The organism is Variovorax nitratireducens, assembly GCF_051216545.1.
Lineage (GTDB): Bacteria > Pseudomonadota > Gammaproteobacteria > Burkholderiales > Burkholderiaceae_C > Variovorax.
The window spans coordinates 156,546-176,043 of the sequence record NZ_JBPJZO010000006.1; the positions used below are offsets into that span (position 1 = coordinate 156,546).

18 protein-coding genes are annotated in these 19,498 nt (G+C 68.4%); 14 read left to right on the forward strand and 4 right to left on the reverse strand.

Going from position 1 to position 19,498, the window contains the following annotated elements; all coding sequences use genetic code 11:
- Positions 1 to 8: 8 nt before the first annotated feature.
- On the forward strand, positions 9 to 470 hold the full coding sequence (locus ACSFA8_RS16760) for a tRNA (cytidine(34)-2'-O)-methyltransferase (protein ID WP_435480628.1): 462 nt from the start codon (positions 9 to 11) through the stop codon (positions 468 to 470).
- Here ACSFA8_RS16760 and ACSFA8_RS16765 read toward each other — a convergent pair.
- Positions 463 to 1,392 carry a LysR family transcriptional regulator gene (locus ACSFA8_RS16765; protein ID WP_435480629.1) on the reverse strand — a complete coding sequence of 310 codons (930 nt, stop codon included), beginning with the start codon at positions 1,390 to 1,392 and terminating at the stop codon, positions 463 to 465. The two genes, ACSFA8_RS16760 and ACSFA8_RS16765, sit on opposite strands and share 8 nt — an antisense overlap.
- Positions 1,393 to 1,553: 161 nt before the next feature.
- On the opposite strand from ACSFA8_RS16765, the gene ACSFA8_RS16770 reads away from it, so the two are divergent.
- Positions 1,554 to 1,844, forward strand: a complete 291-nt coding sequence (locus ACSFA8_RS16770) for a DUF4148 domain-containing protein (RefSeq protein WP_435480630.1) — start codon at positions 1,554 to 1,556, stop codon at positions 1,842 to 1,844.
- A gap of 70 nt (positions 1,845 to 1,914) precedes the next feature.
- Here the strand turns inward: ACSFA8_RS16770 and ACSFA8_RS16775 are convergent, their stop codons facing one another.
- Positions 1,915 to 2,370: a MaoC family dehydratase gene (locus ACSFA8_RS16775; RefSeq protein ID WP_435480631.1), complete on the reverse strand. Its 456-nt coding sequence runs from the start codon at positions 2,368 to 2,370 to the stop codon at positions 1,915 to 1,917.
- Positions 2,371 to 2,437: 67 nt separating this feature from the next.
- Positions 2,438 to 3,058, reverse strand: a complete 621-nt coding sequence (locus ACSFA8_RS16780) for a ParA family protein (protein WP_435480632.1) — start codon at positions 3,056 to 3,058, stop codon at positions 2,438 to 2,440.
- 72 nt (positions 3,059 to 3,130) lie between these two features.
- Here ACSFA8_RS16780 and kefF point away from each other — a divergent pair, with 72 nt between their 5' ends.
- Positions 3,131 to 3,862: a glutathione-regulated potassium-efflux system oxidoreductase KefF gene (gene kefF, locus ACSFA8_RS16785; RefSeq protein WP_435480633.1), complete on the forward strand. Its 732-nt coding sequence runs from the start codon at positions 3,131 to 3,133 to the stop codon at positions 3,860 to 3,862.
- A gap of 2 nt (positions 3,863 to 3,864) precedes the next feature.
- Positions 3,865 to 5,712 (forward strand): glutathione-regulated potassium-efflux system protein KefC, encoded by a 1,848-nt coding sequence (kefC, locus tag ACSFA8_RS16790; RefSeq protein WP_435480634.1) that lies wholly within the window; start codon positions 3,865 to 3,867, stop codon positions 5,710 to 5,712.
- A gap of 606 nt (positions 5,713 to 6,318) precedes the next feature.
- On the opposite strand, the gene ACSFA8_RS16795 is transcribed toward kefC, so the two are convergent.
- Positions 6,319 to 7,191 carry an amidohydrolase family protein gene (locus ACSFA8_RS16795; RefSeq protein WP_435480635.1) on the reverse strand — a complete coding sequence of 291 codons (873 nt, stop codon included), beginning with the start codon at positions 7,189 to 7,191 and terminating at the stop codon, positions 6,319 to 6,321.
- A gap of 102 nt (positions 7,192 to 7,293) precedes the next feature.
- Between ACSFA8_RS16795 and ACSFA8_RS16800 the strand changes: the two genes are divergently transcribed.
- The 10 genes from ACSFA8_RS16800 to ACSFA8_RS16845 are packed head-to-tail and all read left to right on the forward strand — an operon-like array spanning position 7,294 to position 19,488.
- Positions 7,294 to 8,067, forward strand: coding sequence for a crotonase/enoyl-CoA hydratase family protein (locus ACSFA8_RS16800; protein WP_435480636.1), 774 nt, complete (start codon positions 7,294 to 7,296; stop codon positions 8,065 to 8,067).
- A 28-nt stretch (positions 8,068 to 8,095) separates the two neighbouring features.
- Complete coding sequence (locus ACSFA8_RS16805; RefSeq protein ID WP_435480637.1) at positions 8,096 to 9,979, forward strand: feruloyl-CoA synthase; 1,884 nt, start codon at positions 8,096 to 8,098, stop codon at positions 9,977 to 9,979.
- Positions 9,976 to 10,740, forward strand: a complete 765-nt coding sequence (locus tag ACSFA8_RS16810; RefSeq protein ID WP_435480638.1) for an SDR family NAD(P)-dependent oxidoreductase — start codon at positions 9,976 to 9,978, stop codon at positions 10,738 to 10,740. Before ACSFA8_RS16805 ends, ACSFA8_RS16810 begins: the two co-directional genes overlap by 4 nt.
- 48 nt (positions 10,741 to 10,788) lie before the next feature.
- Positions 10,789 to 11,925 (forward strand): ABC transporter substrate-binding protein, encoded by a 1,137-nt coding sequence (locus ACSFA8_RS16815; protein WP_435480639.1) that lies wholly within the window; start codon positions 10,789 to 10,791, stop codon positions 11,923 to 11,925.
- Between the two features lie 12 nt (positions 11,926 to 11,937).
- Entirely contained in the window at positions 11,938 to 12,978 is a 1,041-nt protein-coding gene (locus ACSFA8_RS16820; RefSeq protein WP_435480640.1) for a branched-chain amino acid ABC transporter permease, read from the forward strand.
- 1 nt (position 12,979) lies between these two features.
- A complete protein-coding gene (locus ACSFA8_RS16825; protein ID WP_435480641.1) occupies positions 12,980 to 14,806 on the forward strand; it encodes a branched-chain amino acid ABC transporter ATP-binding protein/permease in 1,827 nt (608 codons plus the stop codon).
- A 1-nt stretch (position 14,807) separates the two neighbouring features.
- On the forward strand, positions 14,808 to 15,533 hold the full coding sequence (locus ACSFA8_RS16830) for an ABC transporter ATP-binding protein (protein WP_286539313.1): 726 nt from the start codon (positions 14,808 to 14,810) through the stop codon (positions 15,531 to 15,533).
- On the forward strand, positions 15,530 to 17,254 hold the full coding sequence (locus tag ACSFA8_RS16835; protein WP_435480642.1) for a tannase/feruloyl esterase family alpha/beta hydrolase: 1,725 nt from the start codon (positions 15,530 to 15,532) through the stop codon (positions 17,252 to 17,254). The genes ACSFA8_RS16830 and ACSFA8_RS16835 overlap by 4 nt, the downstream gene beginning before the upstream one ends.
- Positions 17,251 to 18,987 (forward strand): acyl-CoA dehydrogenase family protein, encoded by a 1,737-nt coding sequence (locus ACSFA8_RS16840; RefSeq protein WP_435480643.1) that lies wholly within the window; start codon positions 17,251 to 17,253, stop codon positions 18,985 to 18,987. Before ACSFA8_RS16835 ends, ACSFA8_RS16840 begins: the two co-directional genes overlap by 4 nt.
- A gap of 27 nt (positions 18,988 to 19,014) precedes the next feature.
- Positions 19,015 to 19,488 carry a MarR family winged helix-turn-helix transcriptional regulator gene (locus tag ACSFA8_RS16845; protein ID WP_435480644.1) on the forward strand — a complete coding sequence of 158 codons (474 nt, stop codon included), beginning with the start codon at positions 19,015 to 19,017 and terminating at the stop codon, positions 19,486 to 19,488.
- Positions 19,489 to 19,498: the final 10 nt, after the last annotated feature.

A 19,498-nucleotide genomic window follows, 5' to 3' on the forward strand; every position in this document is an offset into this window, starting at 1 on the left:
GCCCTGCAATGTTCCATATCGTCCTGGTCGAGCCCGAGATCCCCCCCAACACCGGCAACGTGATCCGCCTCGCCGCCAACACCGGCTGCACGCTGCACTTGGTGGAGCCGCTGGGATTTTCGATGGACGACCGGCTGCTGCGGCGGGCCGGGCTCGACTACCACGAGTACGCCGAGGTGCGCCGCCATGCGAGCTGGCAGGCGCTGCTCGAGGCCGAGCATCCGCCGGCCGACCGGCTTTTCGCGCTGACCACGCGCGGCACGCGGTTCGTGCACGAGGCCGCGTTCGCCCCGGGCGACTGGCTGGTGTTCGGCGCCGAGACGCGCGGCCTGGCCCCCGAGTTGCGCGAAAGTTTTGCGCCGGCGCAGCGGCTTCGCCTGCCGATGCGTGCGGGGCAGCGCAGCCTCAACCTGTCGAACGCGGTGGCGGTGACAGTGTTCGAGGCTTGGCGGCAGAACGGCTTCAGGTGACGGCGCCGCGCGCCCGCCGCTGCGGCGCCGGCTCGCCCATGAAATCCAGAAAGGCGCGCGTGCGCGCCGGCAACAGCTTGCGGCTCGGCAACGCCGCGTAGATGGTGAAGCGCCCGAAGATCCAGTCGGGCAGCAACTGCACAAGCGCCCCGCTTTCGATATGCGGCGCCACCAGCGCGGTCGACAGCGCGGCGACGCCCGCACCCTCGAGCGCCGCGCGGTAGAGCACGTCGAAGCTGGCCGATTGCACCGCCACCGGCATGTCGACCTCGACCGGCCCGCCCTGCCCGTCGCGCCGCTGCAGCCGAAACCGCCGGGCACTGTGGCCGGTGGTCTGCTGCCAGGGAAACTTCAGGTACTGGTGGTGCGCCAGCTCCTCGGGAAGGGTCGGCGTGCCGGCGCGCTGCAGATAGGAAGGCGCGGCGCAGACGATCATGTCGGTGCGGGCCAGCGGCCGCACCACCACGTTGAGGTCGATGCCGTCTTCCAGCAGCAGAAAGCTCAGGTCGAAGGCCTCGACCCGGTGTTGCGGGAACGGGTCGACCACGATGTCGAGCGCCACGCCCGGATGCAGCGCCCGCCAGCGCGCGATGCGCGGCGCCAGCAGGTGGGTGGCGAGCACCGGTGTCGACAGGATGTGCAGCGTGCCCTGCAGCTCCCGGGTGCTGGCAACCGCCGCCGATTCGGCATCGTCGATCTCGCGCAGGATGGCGCGCAGCCGTTCGAGGTAGCGCTCGCCGGCCTCGGTCAGGCTGATCTTGCGGGTGGTGCGCTGGATCAGGCGGGCCCCGAGATGAGTTTCGAGATCGCCGATCAACCGGGTCACGGCGGCCGGGGACAGCTCCAGCGCCCGCGCCGCCGCAGCGAACCCGCCGTCGTCGATCACCCGCTGGAAAACACGCATCGAGAGCAATCTGTCCATTCAATACCCCTTGATCATTGCTATTACTGAAATGTTCAATTGAAGACTATGCAGTTTATTTTTAATACTTACAAGTCTACATTTCAGCCATCGATGCAGCGATTCCCTTGCCGGCATCGAATCGCAGCCCGCCTTTCAACGTTTTTCCAGGAGTCCTCACCATGAACACCAAGCTCATCGCCATCGCCGCCCTCTCCGGTTTTGCCGCTTTCGGCGCGCAGGCCTTCCAAGGCGAGCAAAACCCGCTGCCGCCGCAGCCGTTCCAGTCGACCCTGGATCGCAGCACCGTGCAGGCCGAAGCGCGCACGCCGGTGAAGATCAGCAACGGCGGCACCGGCGTCATGGCCAGCCGAGACACGTCGACGGATCGCGCGGCGGTGCGGGCAAGCGCCCGGTCGATCACGCGCGCCGGCGCCGCCACCTACGGCGAAGTGACCGACCGCCGCATGTGATCGACCGCCCCGCCACCGCCATGGAAAAAGCCGCCCGGGGGCGGCTTTTCCTTTCGAGCGAACCCGGGGCTCAGGGGTAGCGCCGCACCACGGACTCGGCCACGCAGGCCGGCTTGGAGACACCTTCGAGCTCGATGGTGGTTTCCCACACCATCTGCACGCCGTTGTTGTCGATCGGCTCGCTGGCCAGCAGCTTCATGCGGCCCCGCAGCCGGCTGCCGACCGGCACCGGCGACATGAAACGCACCCGGTTCAGGCCGTAGTTGACGCCCATGCGTGACTCCACCACCTCGACCGCCGTCTCGAAGATCCTGGGCAGCAGCGACAGTGTCAGAAAGCCGTGCGCGATCGGCGCACCGAACGGGCCGGCCTTGGCGCGCTCCACGTCGACGTGGATCCACTGGTGGTCGCCCGTCGCTTCGGCGAACTGGTTCACCTGCTCCTGGGTCACGGTGATCCAGTCGCTTTGCGCGACCTCCTGGCCGACGCAGGCGGCCATGTCCTGAAGGGTTTGAAAAGTTTTCATGGAGCGGACTCTAGTCGCGTGCCGGGTTGCCCGCCTGTAGCAGCGGCGACAACGGCACCCCGGGGATTCACTGATCGAGCCAGCGCAGAACCGGCTGCCACTGCTCCAGATCACGCTGGACGCGGCCCGGCGCGATGTCGAACAGCGTGAGCCCGCGCGCCGCGAGCTGCACGTAGTTCTGCGTGTCGCGCAGCTCCGCCACCATCGGCACGCCGAGCTGGGACACGAACTCGCGCAGCCGGTCGCCCGACAGCGTATGGGCGCCGACCCGCATGCCGACCAGCCCGATCCGCGCCTTGCCGGCCTGGCGTTGCGCCATCAGGCGATCCAGGAAATCGCGCGTCGCGTAGATGTCGAAGATGCTGGGCTGCAAAGGCACCAGGATCTGGTCGGCCATGGCCAGCACTTCCTTGAAGCGCCAGCCGTGCAGGCCGGCAGGCGTGTCGAGCACGGCGTGCGTGGTGCCGCGCGGCGGGCGAACCACATTGCCATCGCCGCTGGCCTCCCAGGTCGCGATCGGCGCAGCCTTCGGTGGCCGCAGCCCCAGCCAGAGCCCGGACGACTGCTGGCGGTCGACGTCGCCCAGCATCACCGCGTGGCCGCGGTTGGCGAAATAGCCCGCGATGTTGGTCGCAAGCGTGGATTTGCCGACGCCACCCTTGGGGTTGGCGACCAGAACCACCGGCATGGGATGCTCCTTGGGTACGGAAGACGCGCCATCGTAGCCGTGTCGGGCCCGCGATTGCGCTATGTTCGCGGCATGCCGACACCAACACCCCTGGACACTCCGCCGCGCATCTATGTGATCGCCGCGCATCCGCACTGGCGCGATTCGCGCGTCAACCGCCAGCTCATGCAGGCGGCGCAGGCGCTGCCGGACGTGGACGTGAACGACCTCTACAGCAGCTACCCCGACTACGCGATCGACATCGAAGCCGAACAGGCCCGCGTCGCGCAGGCCGACCTGCTGGTGCTGCTCCATCCGATCCAGTGGTACTCCATGCCACCGCTGCAAAAGCTCTGGTTCGACGAGGTGCTGGCCTGGGGCTGGGCCTACGGCCCAGGCGGCAGCGCGCTGCAGGGCAAGGACTGCTGGCTGGTGGCGACCACGGGCGGGCCGGAGTCGAGCTACCACCCGCACAGCTACAACCGCTATTTCTTCGACGCCTTCCTGCCGCCCTACGAGCAGACCGCAGCGCTCTGCGGCATGCGCTTCCTGCCACCGCTGCTGTTCCACGGCGCGCGCAGCGCGTCGCACGAGGACGTGGTCGCGCACCTCGACGTGTTCAAGGAGCGCCTCGCGAGCTATCCGAACTGGCCCGAGATGGACGAAATCGACGCCTGCCCGGCCTGCGTGGTGCCCGAGACCGACCGGCCGGTCGAGGTCGACGACTTCGCCAAGGTCGGCGCCGCCACCCTGCAGAGCGCGGTGAAAGACGCACTCGCACGCGCCTCTTCCACCAGCAGCAACAGCAACGCCGGGGCCGCCTGACCATGGAGCACGCACCCGCCTGGCTGGTCAACTCCCTCATCTACCTCGGCGCCGCAGTGTTCGTGGTGCCGCTTTCGAAGGCGCTCGGGCTCGGCTCGATCATCGGCTACCTCGTGGCCGGCATCGCGATCGGGCCCTGGGGCCTGGGCCTGGTGAGCAACGTCGAGGACATCCTGCACTTTGCCGAGTTCGGCGTGGTGCTGATGCTGTTCTTGGTCGGCCTCGAACTCGAGCCCAAGCGACTGTGGAACCTGCGCCGCCCGATCTTCGGCTGGGGCGCGGCACAGGTGCTCAGCTGTGCCGCGGTGCTGTTCGCGGCCGGCTGGGCCGCGGGCGCCAGCTGGCGCGTGGCGCTGGTGGCAGCGCTCGGCCTGGCGCTGTCGTCCACCGCCATCGCGCTGCAGGTGTTCGGCGAGCGCAACCTGCTGAAGACCGCGAGCGGCCAGGCCGGCTTCTCGATCCTGCTGTTCCAGGACGTGGCCGCGATCCCCATCCTCGCCCTGCTGCCGCTGCTGGCGGTCGGCACCGCTGCCGAGGCATCGATGAGCGGCCTCGACCGGTTGCTCGAAGGGCTGAAGATCATCGGCGTGATCGGCGGCATCATCCTGGGCGGCCGGCTCGCGTTGCGCCCGCTGCTGCGCTGGATTGCGCGCAGCAACACGCCCGAGATCTTCACCGCCGCCTCGCTGCTGCTGGTGGTGGCGATCGCGGCGCTGATGCAGTTCATCGGCCTGTCGATGGCGCTGGGTGCCTTCCTGGCCGGCGTGCTGCTGGCGGAAAGCGAATACCGGCGCGAACTCGAAACCGACATCGAGCCCTTCAAGGGCCTGCTGCTCGGTCTCTTTTTCATCGCCGTGGGCATGAGCATCGACTTCGGCGTGCTGATCAAGCAGCCGGGCCTGATGCTGCTGCTGGTGGTTGGCTTCATGGTGATCAAGCTCGGCGTGATTTACGCGCTGGGTAAAGCGATGGGCATCTCTTACCAGCAGCGGCCAGTCTTCACGCTGCTGCTGGCGCAAGGCGGCGAATTCGCGTTCGTGGTGTTCCAGGCCGCCGGGCCGAACGTGCTTCCGCCCGAGGTCACGTCGCTGCTGATCGGCGCGGTGGCCTTGTCGATGCTGGTGTCGCCGCTGCTGCTGGTGGCGATCGACAAGCTGCTCCTGCCGCGCTACGACCGGGCGAACGGCCCGGCGCTGGACGAAATCTCGGAACAACAGGACGCCAAGGTGCTGATCTGCGGCTTCGGCCGCTATGGCCAGATCGTCGGCCGGCTGCTGATGTCGCAAGGCAAGGCCGTGACGGTGCTTGACCACGATGCCGATACGGTGGAAGGCCTGCGCCAGTTCGGCTTTCGCGTGTTCTACGGCGATGCGACCCGGCTCGACCTGCTGCGCGTGGCCGGCGGAGCCACGGCAAAGGCGATCGTGGTGGCGGTCGACGACATCGAGCAGTCGCTGGAGATCGTCGATCTGGTGCGCGAGCACTTTCCGCAGGCACAGGTCATTGCGCGGGCCCGCAACATCACCCACCTCTACAAGTTGCGCGACCGCAATGTGGCGTACATCGAACGCGAGTTGTTCGAGTCGTCGCTGCGCAGTGGCCGCTCGGTGCTCGAGGTGTTGGGCTGGCCCGCGCACGAAGCCCGCGAAGCCGCGATGCGCTTTCGCCGCGGCAACGAACAGATCACGAGCGAGACCTACCCCCACTACAAGGATCGCGCCAAGGTGATCGCGGTGGCCAAGGAGGGGCGCCAGCAGTTCGAGCAGCAGATGGCGCGCGAACGTGCCCTGCGCAAGGAACGTTCGGGGCGGGGGTGGGAAGAGGAAGCGGCGGAAGAGCAGGCGCCGTGAACTGACTTCGTCCGGGGTGCGTCGGCGGGTGCGTCGGCGGGTGCGTCGGCGGGTGCGTCGGCGGGTGCGTCGGCGGGTGCGTCGGCGGGTGCGTCGGCGGGTGCGTCGGCGGTGGTATGCGCTGGGGCGGCCGACGTCACCGGCCCTTCGGGCTGCCCTGCGCTGCTCGCGGCAGGCGGGGTCCGCGTGAACTCGCCTGCGGCTCAAACAGCACGCGGCCCTGATCCGCCTGCCGCTGTGCTGCTCGGCGGTGCCTCAACGGCCGCCCCAGCGCATACCACCCACCGACGTGGACACCTTGGGGTTGTATCCGGAAGGCCAGACCGTCGAACCACCACCAAGCCCGGTGAGCGGTACGGGCTGGCCGATCCCTTCTGCGCCGCCGAGGAGCGCAGCGTTTTGCGGATCAGGGCTCGCAGCTGTTTGAGCCGCAGGCGAGTTCTGCGAGACCCCGCAAAACGCGAGCACCGCAGGGCAGCCGCGAAGCGGCCGGCGCAGCAGGGTCGGACAGCCCGTACCGCTCACCGGGCGCTGCATCCACCGCGCGCAACCTGCAACCTGCAACTGCTATCGGCTATCGGCTATCGGCTATCGGCTATCGGCAAATCAGGCTGTCTTGTCCAACCCCAGCAGCCGCACCGCATTCCCCTTCAGAATCCCCGGCACTACCTCCGGCTTGAACCCCGCATCCTCGAAATCCTTCAGCCACCGATCCGGCGTGATCAGCGGGTAGTCGCTCGCGAACAGCACGCGGTCTTTCAGCAGCGTGTTGGCGTACTGCACCAACTGCTTCGGAAAGTACTTCGGACTCCAGCCCGACAGATCGATCCACACATTGGGCTTGTGCGTGGCTACCGACAGCGCCTCGTCCTGCCACGGAAAGCTCGGATGCGCCATCACGATCTGCATGTCGGGAAAGTCGATCGCCACGTCGTCCAGGTGCATCGGGTTGCTGTACTCCAGCCGGAGGCCGCCACCGCAGCGCATGCCGGATCCGATGCCGCTGTGGCCGGTGTGGAAAACGGCCGGCAGCTTGTACTCGGCGATCACCTCGTAGATCGGCCAGGCCATCTTGTCGTACGGGTGGTAGCCCTGCACCGTCGGGTGAAACTTGAAGCCCTTCACGCCGTACTCCTCGATCAGGCGCCGCGCCTCGCGCGCGCCCATCTTGCCCTTGTGCGGATCGATGCTCGCGAAGGCGATCATGATGTCGCTGTTCTTTTGCGCGGCCTCGGCGATCTCCTCGTTCGGGATGCGGCGCCGGCCCATGTTCGACTCCGCGTCGACCATGAACATCACCAGGCCGATCTTGCGTTCGCGGTAGTAATCGATGCTTTCCTGGATGGTCGGGCGGCGGCTTGACCTGAAGTACTTGTCCGCCGCGCGGTCGTACTCCTCGCCGTAGTTGTCGAACGGATTCCAGCAGCTCACCTCGGCGTGCGTGTGGGTATCGATCGCGATCAGGTTTTCGTAGTCCATGGCTGTCTCCAGATTCGGGTAAGTACTGAGATCGACCGCCCTGCGCGGCCTTGAATTGGTTATTTTTCATAACCATAATCGAAGCCACACCGGAATGCAATCATGAACCACCCCGACCTCCACATCGAGCTTCGCGACACCGTCGCCGTCATCCGCCTGACCCGCGGCGCCAAACGCAATGCGCTGTCGGACGGGCTGATCCTGGCGCTGCGCGACGCTTTCGACAACCTGCCCGACACCGTGCGTGCCGCCGTCGTCGATGGCGAAGGCCCCCACTTCTGCGCCGGGCTCGATCTGAGCGAGCTGAAGGAGCGCGACGCCGGCCAGGGCCTGCACCATTCGCGCCTGTGGCATGCCGCGCTGGAGCGCGTGCAGTACGGCCCGGTGCCGGTGATCGCAGCGCTGCACGGCGCCGTGGTTGGCGGCGGGCTCGAACTGGCGAGCGCCTGCCACATCCGGGTGGCCGATGCGTCGACCTTCTATGCGCTGCCCGAAGGCTCGCGCGGCATCTTCGTGGGCGGTGGCGGCTCGGTGCGCATCCCGAAGCTCATCGGCGCCGCACGCATGACCGACATGATGCTCACCGGCCGGGTCTACAACGCGGAAGATGGCGAGCGCGCCGGCTTCGCGCAGTACCTCGTGCCCGAGGGCACGGCCTTCGACAAGGCACTGGAACTGGCGCAGCGCGTGGCGCAGAACGCACCGCTCACCAACTACGCGCTGATGCATGCGCTGCCGCGCATCGCCGAGCAGCCGGCCGACCACGGCTTCTTCACCGAAGCGCTGATGGCCGGCATCGCCCAGAGCGCGCCGGACGCCAAGGAACGCGTGCGCGACTTCCTCGAAGGCCGCGGCGCCAAGGTCAGCAAGGGCTGACGCGGCGCCCGCGAAAGAGAACAACGAGATGAACGAGACAAACACCGCCGCGGCGCCGCGCTACCGCACGCTGGCGTTCGGCATCACGCGCGCCGTGCTCACCGAGGCGCCGTCCGGCGCCCGCTACCTGAAGGCCGAAGCCGAACTCGCGCCCTACCCGGAACGCATGTCCGACCGGTTGCACCACTGGGCCAGCGTGGCGCCGGATCGCACCTTCATCGCCCGGCGCGAGCGCCTGCCCGATGGCAGCACCGGCGACTGGCAGCGCGTGAGCTATGCCGAGGCGTTGCACAAGGCGCGCAGCATCGCGCAAGGGCTGCTGAACCGGGGCCTGGACGCAGACCGGCCCGTCGCCATCCTCAGCGAAAACGGCATCGAGCATGCGCTGCTGGCGCTCGGCTGCCTCTACGCCGGCGTGCCCTACTGCCCGGTGTCGCCGCCCTACTCGATCGTGAGCCAGGATTTCGACAAGCTTCGCCATGTGCTGGACACGCTGACGCCAGGCCTGGTTTTCGCGGCCGACGCAAAGCGCTTCGCCCGCGCCATCACGGCCGTGGTGCCGGCCGACGTGGAAGTGGTGCTCGCCGAAGGCACGATCGACGGCCGCGTCATCACCGCTTTCGACGATCTTGCCGCAACGCCCGCCACCGCCGCGGTCGATGCCGCGCTGGCCGCCACCGGCCCCGACACCATCACCAAGTTCCTGTTCACCTCGGGCTCGACCAAGCTGCCCAAGGCCGTGATCAACACGCACCGCATGTGGTGCGCCAACCAGCAGCAGTTGCGGCAATCCATTCCCGCCCTGGGCGACGAGCCGCCGGTGCTGGTCGACTGGCTGCCCTGGAACCACACCTTTGGGGGCAATCACAACGTCGGCATCGTGCTCGACAACGGCGGCACGCTCTACATCGACGACGGCAAGCCGACGCCTGGCGGCATGGCCGAAACGCTGCGCAACCTGCGCGAGATCGCACCGACCATCTATTTCAATGTGCCGACCGGCTTCGAGGCCATCGCCCATGCCATGGAAAGCGACGCGGTGTTGCGCAAGAACCTGCTGTCGCGCGTCAAGATGTTCTTCTACTCGGGCGCCGCACTGTCGCAGCCGATCTGGGACAGCCTGCACCGCACGCAGGAGGCCGAAGTCGGCGAGCGCATCGTCATGGGAACCGGCCTGGGCATGACCGAGTCGGGCCCGTTCGCGCTTTACGTCACGGGGCCCGAAGTGAAGTCGGGCGACCTCGGGCTGCCGGCCGCCGGCATCGAGATCAAGCTGGTCGACATCGACGGCAAGACCGAGGTGCGCTACCGCGGCCCCAACATCACGCCCGGCTACTGGCGCGCGCCGGAAGCCACGGCAGAGGCTTTTGACGAGGAAGGCTTCTTCTCGACCGGCGACGCGGTGACCTGGATCGACCCCGGCAACATCCACCGCGGCCTGCGTTTCGATGGCCGCATCGCCGAAGACTTCAAGCTCGCGACCGGCACCTTCGTGAGCGTCGGGCCGATGCGCGCGAAGATCATCGCGGCCGGCGCGCCCTACGTGCAGGACGTGGTGCTCACCGGCATCAACCTCAAGGAAGTCGGCGCACTGCTGTTCCCGACCCAGGCCGTGCGCCAGCTCGCCGGGCTGGCGCCGGACGCGCCGATGCGCGAGGTGCTCGACAGCGCCCCGGTGCGTGCGCACTTCCAGCAGATGCTCGACACGCTGGCCGCAGCCAGCACCGGCAGCGCCAACCGCATCGCGCGCGCGCACCTGGTGGACGAGCCGCCATCGATCGACAAGGGCGAGGTCACCGACAAGGGCTCGCTCAACCAGCGCGCCGTGCTCAAGCACCGCGCCGCGCTGGTCGACGCGCTGCATGCGGGTGCACTCCCCTTCATCCTGCAACCCCAAGGAGACAAGCAATGAAAATCGAAGGACAGGCAGCCCTCGTGAGCGGTGGTGCATCGGGCCTCGGCGAGGCCACCGCGCGCGAGCTGGCGCGGCTGGGCGCGAAGGTCGCAGTGCTCGACCGCAACGCCGAACTGGCCGCGAAGGTCGCGGCCGACATCGGCGGCGTCGCGTGCACCTGCGACATCACCGACACCGACAGCGTGACCGCCGCGCTGGAAAAGGCCACCGCAGCCCACGGCCCGGCACGCATCCTGATGAACGTGGCCGGCATCGGCAGCGCCAAGCGCATCGTCGGCAAGGACGGCAACGCGGCGCCGCTGGAAGACTTCGTGCGCGTGGTCAACGTCAACCTGATCGGCAGCTACAACATCAGCCGCCTGTTCGCCGCCCAGTGCGCCAAGCTCGAAGCGCTCGAAGGTGGCGAAAAGGGCGTGATGATGTTCACCGCCTCGGTCGCGGCCTTCGACGGCCAGGTCGGCCAGCAGGCCTACAGCGCATCGAAGGGCGGCCTGGTCGGCATGACGCTGCCGATGGCGCGCGACCTGGCGCAGCACGGCATCCGCGTGTGCACCGTGGCACCCGGCCTCTTTGCCACCCCGCTGCTGATGGAATTGCCCGAGCCGGTGCAGCAGTCGCTGGCCGCGTCGATCCCGTTCCCGCCGCGCCTGGGCAAACCCTCGGAATTTGCCGAACTGGCCTGCCATATCGTGACCAACGGGCATCTGAATGGCGAAGTCATCCGCATCGACGGCGCCCTGCGCATGGCGCCACGCTGAAAACCGGCGCAACCTCCTCCTGCAACCGTTCAACCCAAGGAAGACATCATGAAATTCACCAAGATCGCTCTGGCCGCCGCGTTCACGCTGGCAGCCCTCGGCAGCGCCCATGCCGACCTCACCATCGGCGTGGTGCAACCGCTCACGGGCCCGGCCTCGGGCCTGGGCATTCCGGTCAAGAACGGGATCATGATCTGGCCCAAGACCATCGCGGGCGAAACCGTCAAGCTGGTCGTGCTCGACGACGCCACCGATCCGACCACCGGTGTCAAGGACGCGCAACGCCTGGTCACCGAAGACAAGGTCGACGTGGTGGTCGGCTCGAGCGCCACGCCTGTGGCCATTCCGATGGCGGACGTCACGGCCGAATCGGGCACGCCGCAGCTCGCGACCTCCCCGGCCGGGCTGCCGCCCGGCAAGGACAAGTGGTTCTTCCGCCTGCCGCAGTCCAATGACGTGATGGCCTTCGCCATGGTCAAGCACATGAAGGCGCAAGGGGTCAAGACGGTCGGCTTTCTCGGCTACACCGACGCCTACGGCGAACTCTGGCTCAAGGCGCTGACCGCGGAAGGCGAGAAGAACGGCATCAAGATCGTCGGCACCGAACGCTTCGCGCGTGCCGACACCAGCGTGACCGGCCAAGTTCTCAAGCTGACGTCGGCCAACCCCGATGCGATCCTGATCGTGGCCTCGGGCAGCGGTGCCGGCATGCCGCAGAAAGCGGTGATGGAGCGCGGCTTCAAGGGCAAGGTCTACCAGACGCATGCCGCCGCCACGCAAGACCTGATGCGCACCGCCGGCAAGGACGCCGAAGGCACCTACGTGGTGTCCGGCCCGGCCACCGTCGCCGAGCAGTTGCCCGACAGCCACCCGTCGAAGAAGATGGCGATCGCGTTCGTGACGAACTACGAAAAGGCCTACGGCGTCGGTTCGCGCAACCAGTTTGCCGGCCACAGCGCAGACGTTCTCACCGTGCTCGAAAAGGCCGTCCCGCTGGCCCTCAAGAAGGCCAAGCCGGGCACCCCGGAATTCCGCTCGGCCCTGCGCGATGCCTTCGAAACCATGGGCCGCACCGTGATTGCCCACGGCGTGCTCGAGTGGACGCCGCAGAACCACTGGGGCTACACCAACGAAACCGGCGTGATGCTGAAGGTCGTGAACGGCGCCTTCAAGGTCGAGCAGTAAACCGGCCGCATCATGGATCTTTCGATCACCAGCATCCTGACGCTGGACGGACTCACCAACGGCGCGATCTACGCCCTGCTCGGCGTCGGCATTGTGCTGGTGTTCACGGTGACCCGCGTCATCTTCATCCCGCAGGGCGAGTTCGTGGCCTATGGCGCGCTGACGCTGGCGATCTTCCAGACCGGCAAGGTACCCGGCACGGTCTGGCTTCTGCTGATCCTGGCGGCAGTCGCCGCCCTCATGGAGCTGGTCACCACCTGGCGCCATCGCGGCAGCGCGGTGCCGGCCGTCGTGGCCGCGCTGCGCACCTTCCTGCCGGCCGCGGTGGTCTGCGCCGTTTCGGCCTGGGCCGGTCCGCGCAACCTGGCACTGCCGATCCAGGCGCTGCTGACGGTCTGCATCGTCACCGCGTTCGGGCCGCTGGTGTACCGCGTCGCCTACCAGTCGCTGGCGGGGGCGAGCTCGCTGGTGCTGCTGATCGTCTCGGTCGGCGTGCATTTCGCGATGACCGGGCTCGGCCTGCTGTTCTTCGGCGCGGAGGGCTTTCGCAATCCACCGTTCTGGGACACCCGCTTCTCACTCGGCCCGCTGGCCCTCAGTGGCCAGACGCTGATCATCTTTGCCGCCTCGGCCGCGCTGATCGTGCTGCTGTGGCTGTTCTTCGAGCGCAGCCTGTACGGCAAGGCGCTGCGCGCCACCGCCGTCAACCGGCTCGGCGCACGGCTGATGGGCATCTCGACCCACACGGCCGGCCAGCTCACCTTCGCGATGGCCGCGCTGATCGGCGCGCTCTCGGGCCTGCTCATCGGCCCCACCACCACCGTCTTCTACGACTCCGGCTTCCTGATCGGGCTCAAGGGTTTCGTGGCCGGCGTGATCGCGGGGCTGTCGAGCTACCCGGGCGCGCTCCTCGGCGCCCTCGCAGTCGGCGTGATCGAGTCGTTCGGTTCGTTCTGGGCCAGTGCATTCAAGGAGGTGATCGTGTTCACCATCGTCCTGCCGGTGCTGCTGTGGCGCTCGCTGCGCAGCGGCCATTCGAACGAGGAACATTGAGATGGACGCCGTACAACCCGTCGTCGCGCCGTCGAGCCCTGCTGCCGCGCAGGAGCGCCCGAGCGCACTGCGCCGCTGGGGCCCGCTCGCGCTGGTCGCGCTGGTGGTGGCACTGCCGCTGCTGCCGCTGCCCAATTTCTGGATCCTGCAGCTCAACTACATCGGCATCTACGCGCTGCCCGTGCTGGGCCTGGTGCTGCTCACCGGCGTGGGCGGGCTCACTTCCTTCGGCCAGGCCGCCTTCGTCGGCATCGGCGCCTACACCACGGCCTATCTCACGGTGAACCTGGGGCTGTCGCCCTGGGTCACGCTGTTCATCGGGCTCACGCTCACGGGCGTCAGCGCGGCCATCATCGGCGCCATCACGCTGCGCATGTCGGGCCACTACCTGCCGCTGGCGACCATCGCCTGGGCGCTGTCGCTCTACTACCTCATGGGCAACCTCGACGCGCTCGGCAAATACGACGGCATCCTCGGCGTGAAGGGCCTCTCGGTGCTCGGCTTCGAACTCGGGCAGCAGCGCGTGTTCTACGCGGTGGTCTGGGCCTTCGTGCTGCTGGGCGCGCTGGCACTGCTGCGCCTGCTCGACTCGCGCAGCGGGCGTGCCATCCGTGCGTTGGCCGGGGGCTCGCAGATGGCCGAAGCCATGGGCGTGAACACCTTGCGCCACAAGGTCGGCATCTTCGTACTGGCCGCGTTGCTGGCGTCGGTGTCCGGCTGGCTGTTCGCGCATTTCCAGCGCACGGTGAACCCCTCTCCCTTCGGCATCCGAATGGGCATCGAGTACCTGTTCATGGCGGTGCTCGGCGGCGCGGCCCATGTGTGGGGCGCCGTCGCCGGCGCCGGCATCGTGAAGCTGCTCGAAGACCAGTTGCAGGTGCTGCTGCCCAAGCTGATCGGCACCAGCGGCAGCTACGAACTCATCGTGTTCGGCATCCTGATCGTGCTGGTGCTCAAGTACCTGCCCGACGGCGTGTGGTCTTTCATCGACCGCAGGTTGCCACGCAGGCAGCGCGTGGTCGACTGGCACGACGCCGCGCACCTGCCGGCGCGCAGCAAGCCGGCGGCCGGCCAGGTGGTGCTCGAGGTGCAGGCGATCCGCAAGACCTTCGGCGGGCTGGTTGCGGTGAACGACATCAGCTTTCGCATCCGCGCCGGCCAGATCGTCGGGCTGATCGGCCCCAACGGTGCCGGCAAGTCGACCACGTTCAACCTCATCACCGGCGTGCTCGGCATGACCAGCGGCGCCGTGCAGTTTCGCGGCGAGGCTATCGGCGGCCTGTCGTCGCGCCGGATTGCGGAGCGCGGCGTTTCGCGCACCTTCCAGCACGTGAAGATGGTGCCCGACATGACAGTGCTCGAGAACGTGGCCCTCGGCGCCCACCTGCGCGGCCGCAAGGGCGCGATCGCCGCCATGCTGCGCATCGACCGCACGGAAGAACGCCAGTTGCTGCGCGAGGCCGAGCGCCAGTTGCAGCGCGTCGGCATGGGCGATCTGCTGCACGAGCTGGCGGGCAACCTGGCCATGGGGCAGCAGCGTCTGCTCGAGATCGCGCGCGCCCTGTGCGCCGACCCGGCCCTGCTGCTGCTCGACGAGCCCGCCGCCGGCCTGCGCCACAAGGAAAAGCAGGCGCTGGCCGAGGTGCTGCGCAGCCTGACTGCCGAGGGCATGAGCATCCTGCTGGTGGAACACGACATGGGCCTGGTGATGGACATCTGCGACCACATCGTGGTTATGGAGTTCGGCACACACCTGATGGAGGGCACGCCTGCCGAGGTGCAGCAGAGCCCGAAGGTGCGCGCCGCCTACCTGGGCACGGAGCATTGACATGAGCACCCCTCTTTTGCAGATCCGCAACCTGCGCGCCGGCTACGGCCGCGCCGAGGTGTTGCATGGCATCAACCTGCAGGCCGACAAGGGCAGCGTGATCACCGTGATCGGCCCCAACGGTGCCGGAAAGTCCACGCTGCTGAATGCGCTGATGGGCGTGCTGCCCGCCAGCGGCGCGATCGAGTTCCAGGGTCGCGCCATCGGCAGCCTGTCGCTCGAAGAACGCGTGATGCTGGGCATCGCCCTGGTGCCCGAGAAGCGCGAGCTGTTCGGCACCATGCCGGTGGAAGACAACCTGGTGCTGGGCGCGTTCCGCCAGGTGCGGCTGCGCAACCGCCAGTGGCGCGACCAGATCGAACAGGTCTACACGCTGTTTCCACGCCTGAAAGAGCGCCGCGCCCAACTGGCCGGCACGCTCTCCGGCGGCGAGCGGCAGATGCTGGCGGTCGGCCGTGCGCTGATGTCGCGCCCCACGCTGCTGATGCTCGACGAGCCCAGCCTCGGTCTCGCGCCGCTGGTGGTGCAGGAGATCTTTCGCACCGTGAGCGCGCTGCGCGCAACCGGCGTGACCATCCTGCTGGTCGAGCAGAACGCGCGTGCCGCACTCGAAGTGGCCGACCACGGCTACGTGCTCGAAATGGGCAGCGTGAGCCTCGAAGGCCCGGCGCGCGATCTGGCCGGCGACTCCCGTGTGATCGATACCTACCTGGGGACAAAAAAATGACCAAGACAAAACCCGTCCTGGCCGCCGCGGTGGCACTCGGTTCCGTTGCCCTGCTCGCGGCCTGTGTCGGCACCGGTCGCAGCGACGGGCCGCTGCCCCAACTGGCGGCAGCACGACCCGGCACCTTGCAGGCCTGCACCGACCTGGCAGCCCGGGCCGCACGCGCCGGTGTGGTCTACACCAGCGTGACGTCGGTGGCCGCGGGCCCGGTCGCCGTCGGCACTGCCAGCCAGCCGGCACCGGCGCACTGCCTGGTGCTGGGCAGGATGGCCGAGCGCAAGAGCCCGGTGGACAACAACACCTATGCCATCGGCTTCGAGATGCGCCTGCCGGTCGCATGGAACGGGCGCTTCTTCTACCAAGGCAACGGCGGCCTCGATGGCGCGGTGGTGCCGGCGATGGGCGGCATCGGCGGCGGTGCACCGACCACCAGCGCGCTGCAGATGGGCTTTGCCGTGATCAGCTCCGACGCCGGGCATGCCGGCTCACTCGGCCCGCTCTTCGCCATCGACCCGCAGGCGCGGCTCGACTACGGCTACAACGCGGTCGCCCAGCTCACGCCGATGGCGAAGAACGTCATCGCGCAGGCATACGGCCGCGGGCCCGATCGCTCCTACATCGGTGGCTGCTCCAACGGCGGCCGGCACGCGATGGTGGCGGCCGCGCGCTCGGCCGGCGAGTACGACGGCATCCTGGCCGGCAACCCCGGCTTCAACCTGCCGCGCGCTGCCGTGGCGCAGCTCTACGGCGCCCAGCAGTATGCGAAGGTGGCGAGCGCGCAGACGCCGGCCGGCCTGCCCGATCTGCAAAGCGCCTTCACGCCCGCCGAGCTCACGATGGTGAGCAACAAGGTGGTGGCGCAATGCGATGCACTCGATGGTCTCGCCGACGGCATCGTGTCGGACGTCAAGGCCTGCCAGGCACGCTTCAAGCTCGATGCGGCCGTGCCCACCTGCGCCGCCGGCGTGCGTGACGGCAGTTGCCTCAGCGCGCCGCAGAAGACGGCGTTGAACAACGTCTTCGCCGGTGCCCGCAACAGCGCAGGCCGCGCGATCTACAGCAGCTTTCCGTTCGACAGCGGCATAGGCGGCAGCAACTGGCGCGACTGGAAATTCAACAGCTCGCAGACCCGCGACCCCGGTGCGGTCGGCTTCATCTTCACCTCGCCGCCGCTGGCAGCTCGACCCGGCGGCCTGGCGTTCGCGCTGGGCTTCGACATGGATCGCGACGCGCCCCTGATCGACGCGACCGGCGGCGTCTACCGCGAATCGGCCATGGCCTTCATGACACCACCCGACGCAGCCAACCTCGCCACGCTGCGCAACCGTGGCGCGAAGCTGATGGTCTATCACGGCACCAGCGACCCGGTGTTCTCGTCCGACGACACTGCTGCCTGGTACGAACGGCTGCAGGCCGCCAACGGCGGCAACGCCACGGCCTTTGCGCGCTACTTTCCGGTTCCCGGCATGAACCACTGTTCGGGCGGCCCGGCCACCGACCAGTTCGACATGCTGAGCGCGCTGGTCGGCTGGGTCGAGCGCGGCGAAGCGCCCGCTTCGGTGACGGCCAGCGCACGCGGCGCTGGTTCCAGCGCCGCCAATGCCGAGCTGCCGGCCGGCTGGTCTGCCACCCGCACCCGGCCGCTCTGCCCCTACCCGCAAGTCGCGCGCTACAAGGGCGGTGACCCGGAACGTGCAACCAGCTTTTCGTGCAGCCCTTGAACTACCAACCCCGCCCCGAAGACCAGCGCTTCGTGCTCGACGCGGTGCTCGGCACCACGCCGAAGCTGCGCGCCCTGGCACCTTTCGCCGAGTTCGACGAAGCGCTGCAGGCGCAGTTGCTGGACGAGGCCGGCCGCTTCGTCGGCGAGGTGATCGCGCCGTTGAACCGCGGCGGCGACGAGGCCGGCTGCCGCTTCGAGCGCGGCGAGGTCACCTCGCCGCCCGGCTTTGCCGACGCGTACCGCGCGTTCTGGCAGGCCGGCTGGCCGGCGCTGGCCGCGGCACCCGAAGACGGCGGCCAGGGCCTGCCCGCGCTGATGACGGCGATCGTCTCGGAATGGCTCAGTGCCTCCAACCAGGGCTTCAACATGGCGCCCGGCCTGCTGCACGGCGCCTACGAATGCCTGAAGCACCACGGCAGCGACGCGCTTCAGCGCGCGTACCTGCCGAAGATCGCGAGCGGCGAGTGGCTGGCCACGATGTGCCTGACCGAAGCGCACGCGGGCAGCGACCTGGGCCAGGTGCGCACGCGCGCCACCGCGCAGGCCGACGACAGCTGGCGCGTGAGCGGCAGCAAGATCTTCATTTCGGGCGGCGAGCACGACCTCTGCGACAACATCGTGCACCTGGTGCTGTGCCGCCTGCCCGATGCACCGGCGGGCCCCAAGGGCCTGTCGCTGGTGCTCGTGCCCAAGGTGCTGCCCGACGGCACGCGCAACGCGGTGCAATGCGAACGCATCGAAGAAAAGATGGGCCTGCACGGCAGTCCGACCTGCCAGATGCGGTTCGACGAAGCCACTGGCTGGCTCATCGGCGAGCCGAACCGCGGGCTGCAGGCGATGTTCGTGATGATGAATTCGGCGCGCCTGCACACCGCGCTGCAGGGCATCGGCCTGCTCGATTCGGCCTGGCAGAAAGCCGACGCATACGCCCGCGAGCGGCGCCAGATGCGTGCGCCGCAAGCGCCCGCGAGCCGCGGCCCGAACGACGCGGCCGACCTGTTGATCGAGCACCCGGCGATGCGCCGCATCCTCGACAGCCAGCGCGCCTGGATCGACGGCGCGCGGGTGATCGCGTACCGCACCGCCCTGATGCTCGACGTGGCCAAGCACGATGCCGACGGCGCCACGCGGGAGCGCGCGCAGCGCTGGTGCGCGCTGATCACGCCAGTGCTCAAGGCGGCCTGCACGCAGCAGGGTTTTCAGGGCGCGAGCGAATGCCTGCAGGTGTTCGGCGGGCATGGCTACGTGCGCGAATGGGGCATCGAGCAGACGGTGCGCGATGCGCGCGTGTCGATGATCTACGAGGGCACCAACGAGATCCAGGCGATCGACCTGCTGGTGCGCAAGGTGCTGCCCGACGGCGGCATCGGCATGGGCAAGCTGCTGGTCGAGCTGCGCGACGAACTCGAAGCAGCGCGCGACACCGATGCCGACGCGCAGCGCCGGCTGGCGCAGCTGCGCTACCTGACCACCACGGTCGCGATGGCGGCTCACGCCAACCCCTCGCTGCCGTACGAAGTGGCCGACGACTACCTGCGCGTGGTGATGCTGGCGCTGATGGCCTGGGCCTGGGCGCGCATCGACGTGGCCGCAGCGTCCGCGCCGGATCCGGCGCGCTGGTCGGTGCCATCGGCGGCCTTCCGACGCCACCTGCTGCCGGAGTTCGAGATGCGGCTCGGCATGGTCAAGCGCGCGTGCGAGGCCGTCACGGCGCCCGTCGCAGTGGCCTGAAACGCGCGCTACGGGTACGCTCGCAACATGGCCATCCAGCGCAGCAGCAGGATCGATCCTCCCACCACCCGCACCGAACGGCTGGACACGCGCGTGCTTGAAACACTGGTCGGCTACAACACCCGCCGCGCCTGGCTCACCATCAGCGCGGTGTTCGCCGAGCGCATGGCGGCTTACGGGCTCAAGCAGGTGGATTTTTCGGTGCTGTCGCTGCTGGCGCACAACCCGGGCGCCACCTCGCGCCAGCTCTGCGCCACGCTCGACATCCTGCCGCCCAACCTGGTGAGCCTGATCGCCGCGATGGACAGCCGCGGCCTGATCGAGCGCCGCCCGCACCCGCACGACGGCCGCGCCGTCGGCCTGCACCTCACGACCGCCGGCAAAAAGCTCATTCGCGAGGCCGAGGCAGCGGTGGTGCAGCTCGAGCTCGATGCGAGCGCCAAGCTGTCGGCGCGCGAGCGCGAGAGCCTGATCAAGCTGCTGCAGAAGCTGTACCTCTGACGGTAGGCTC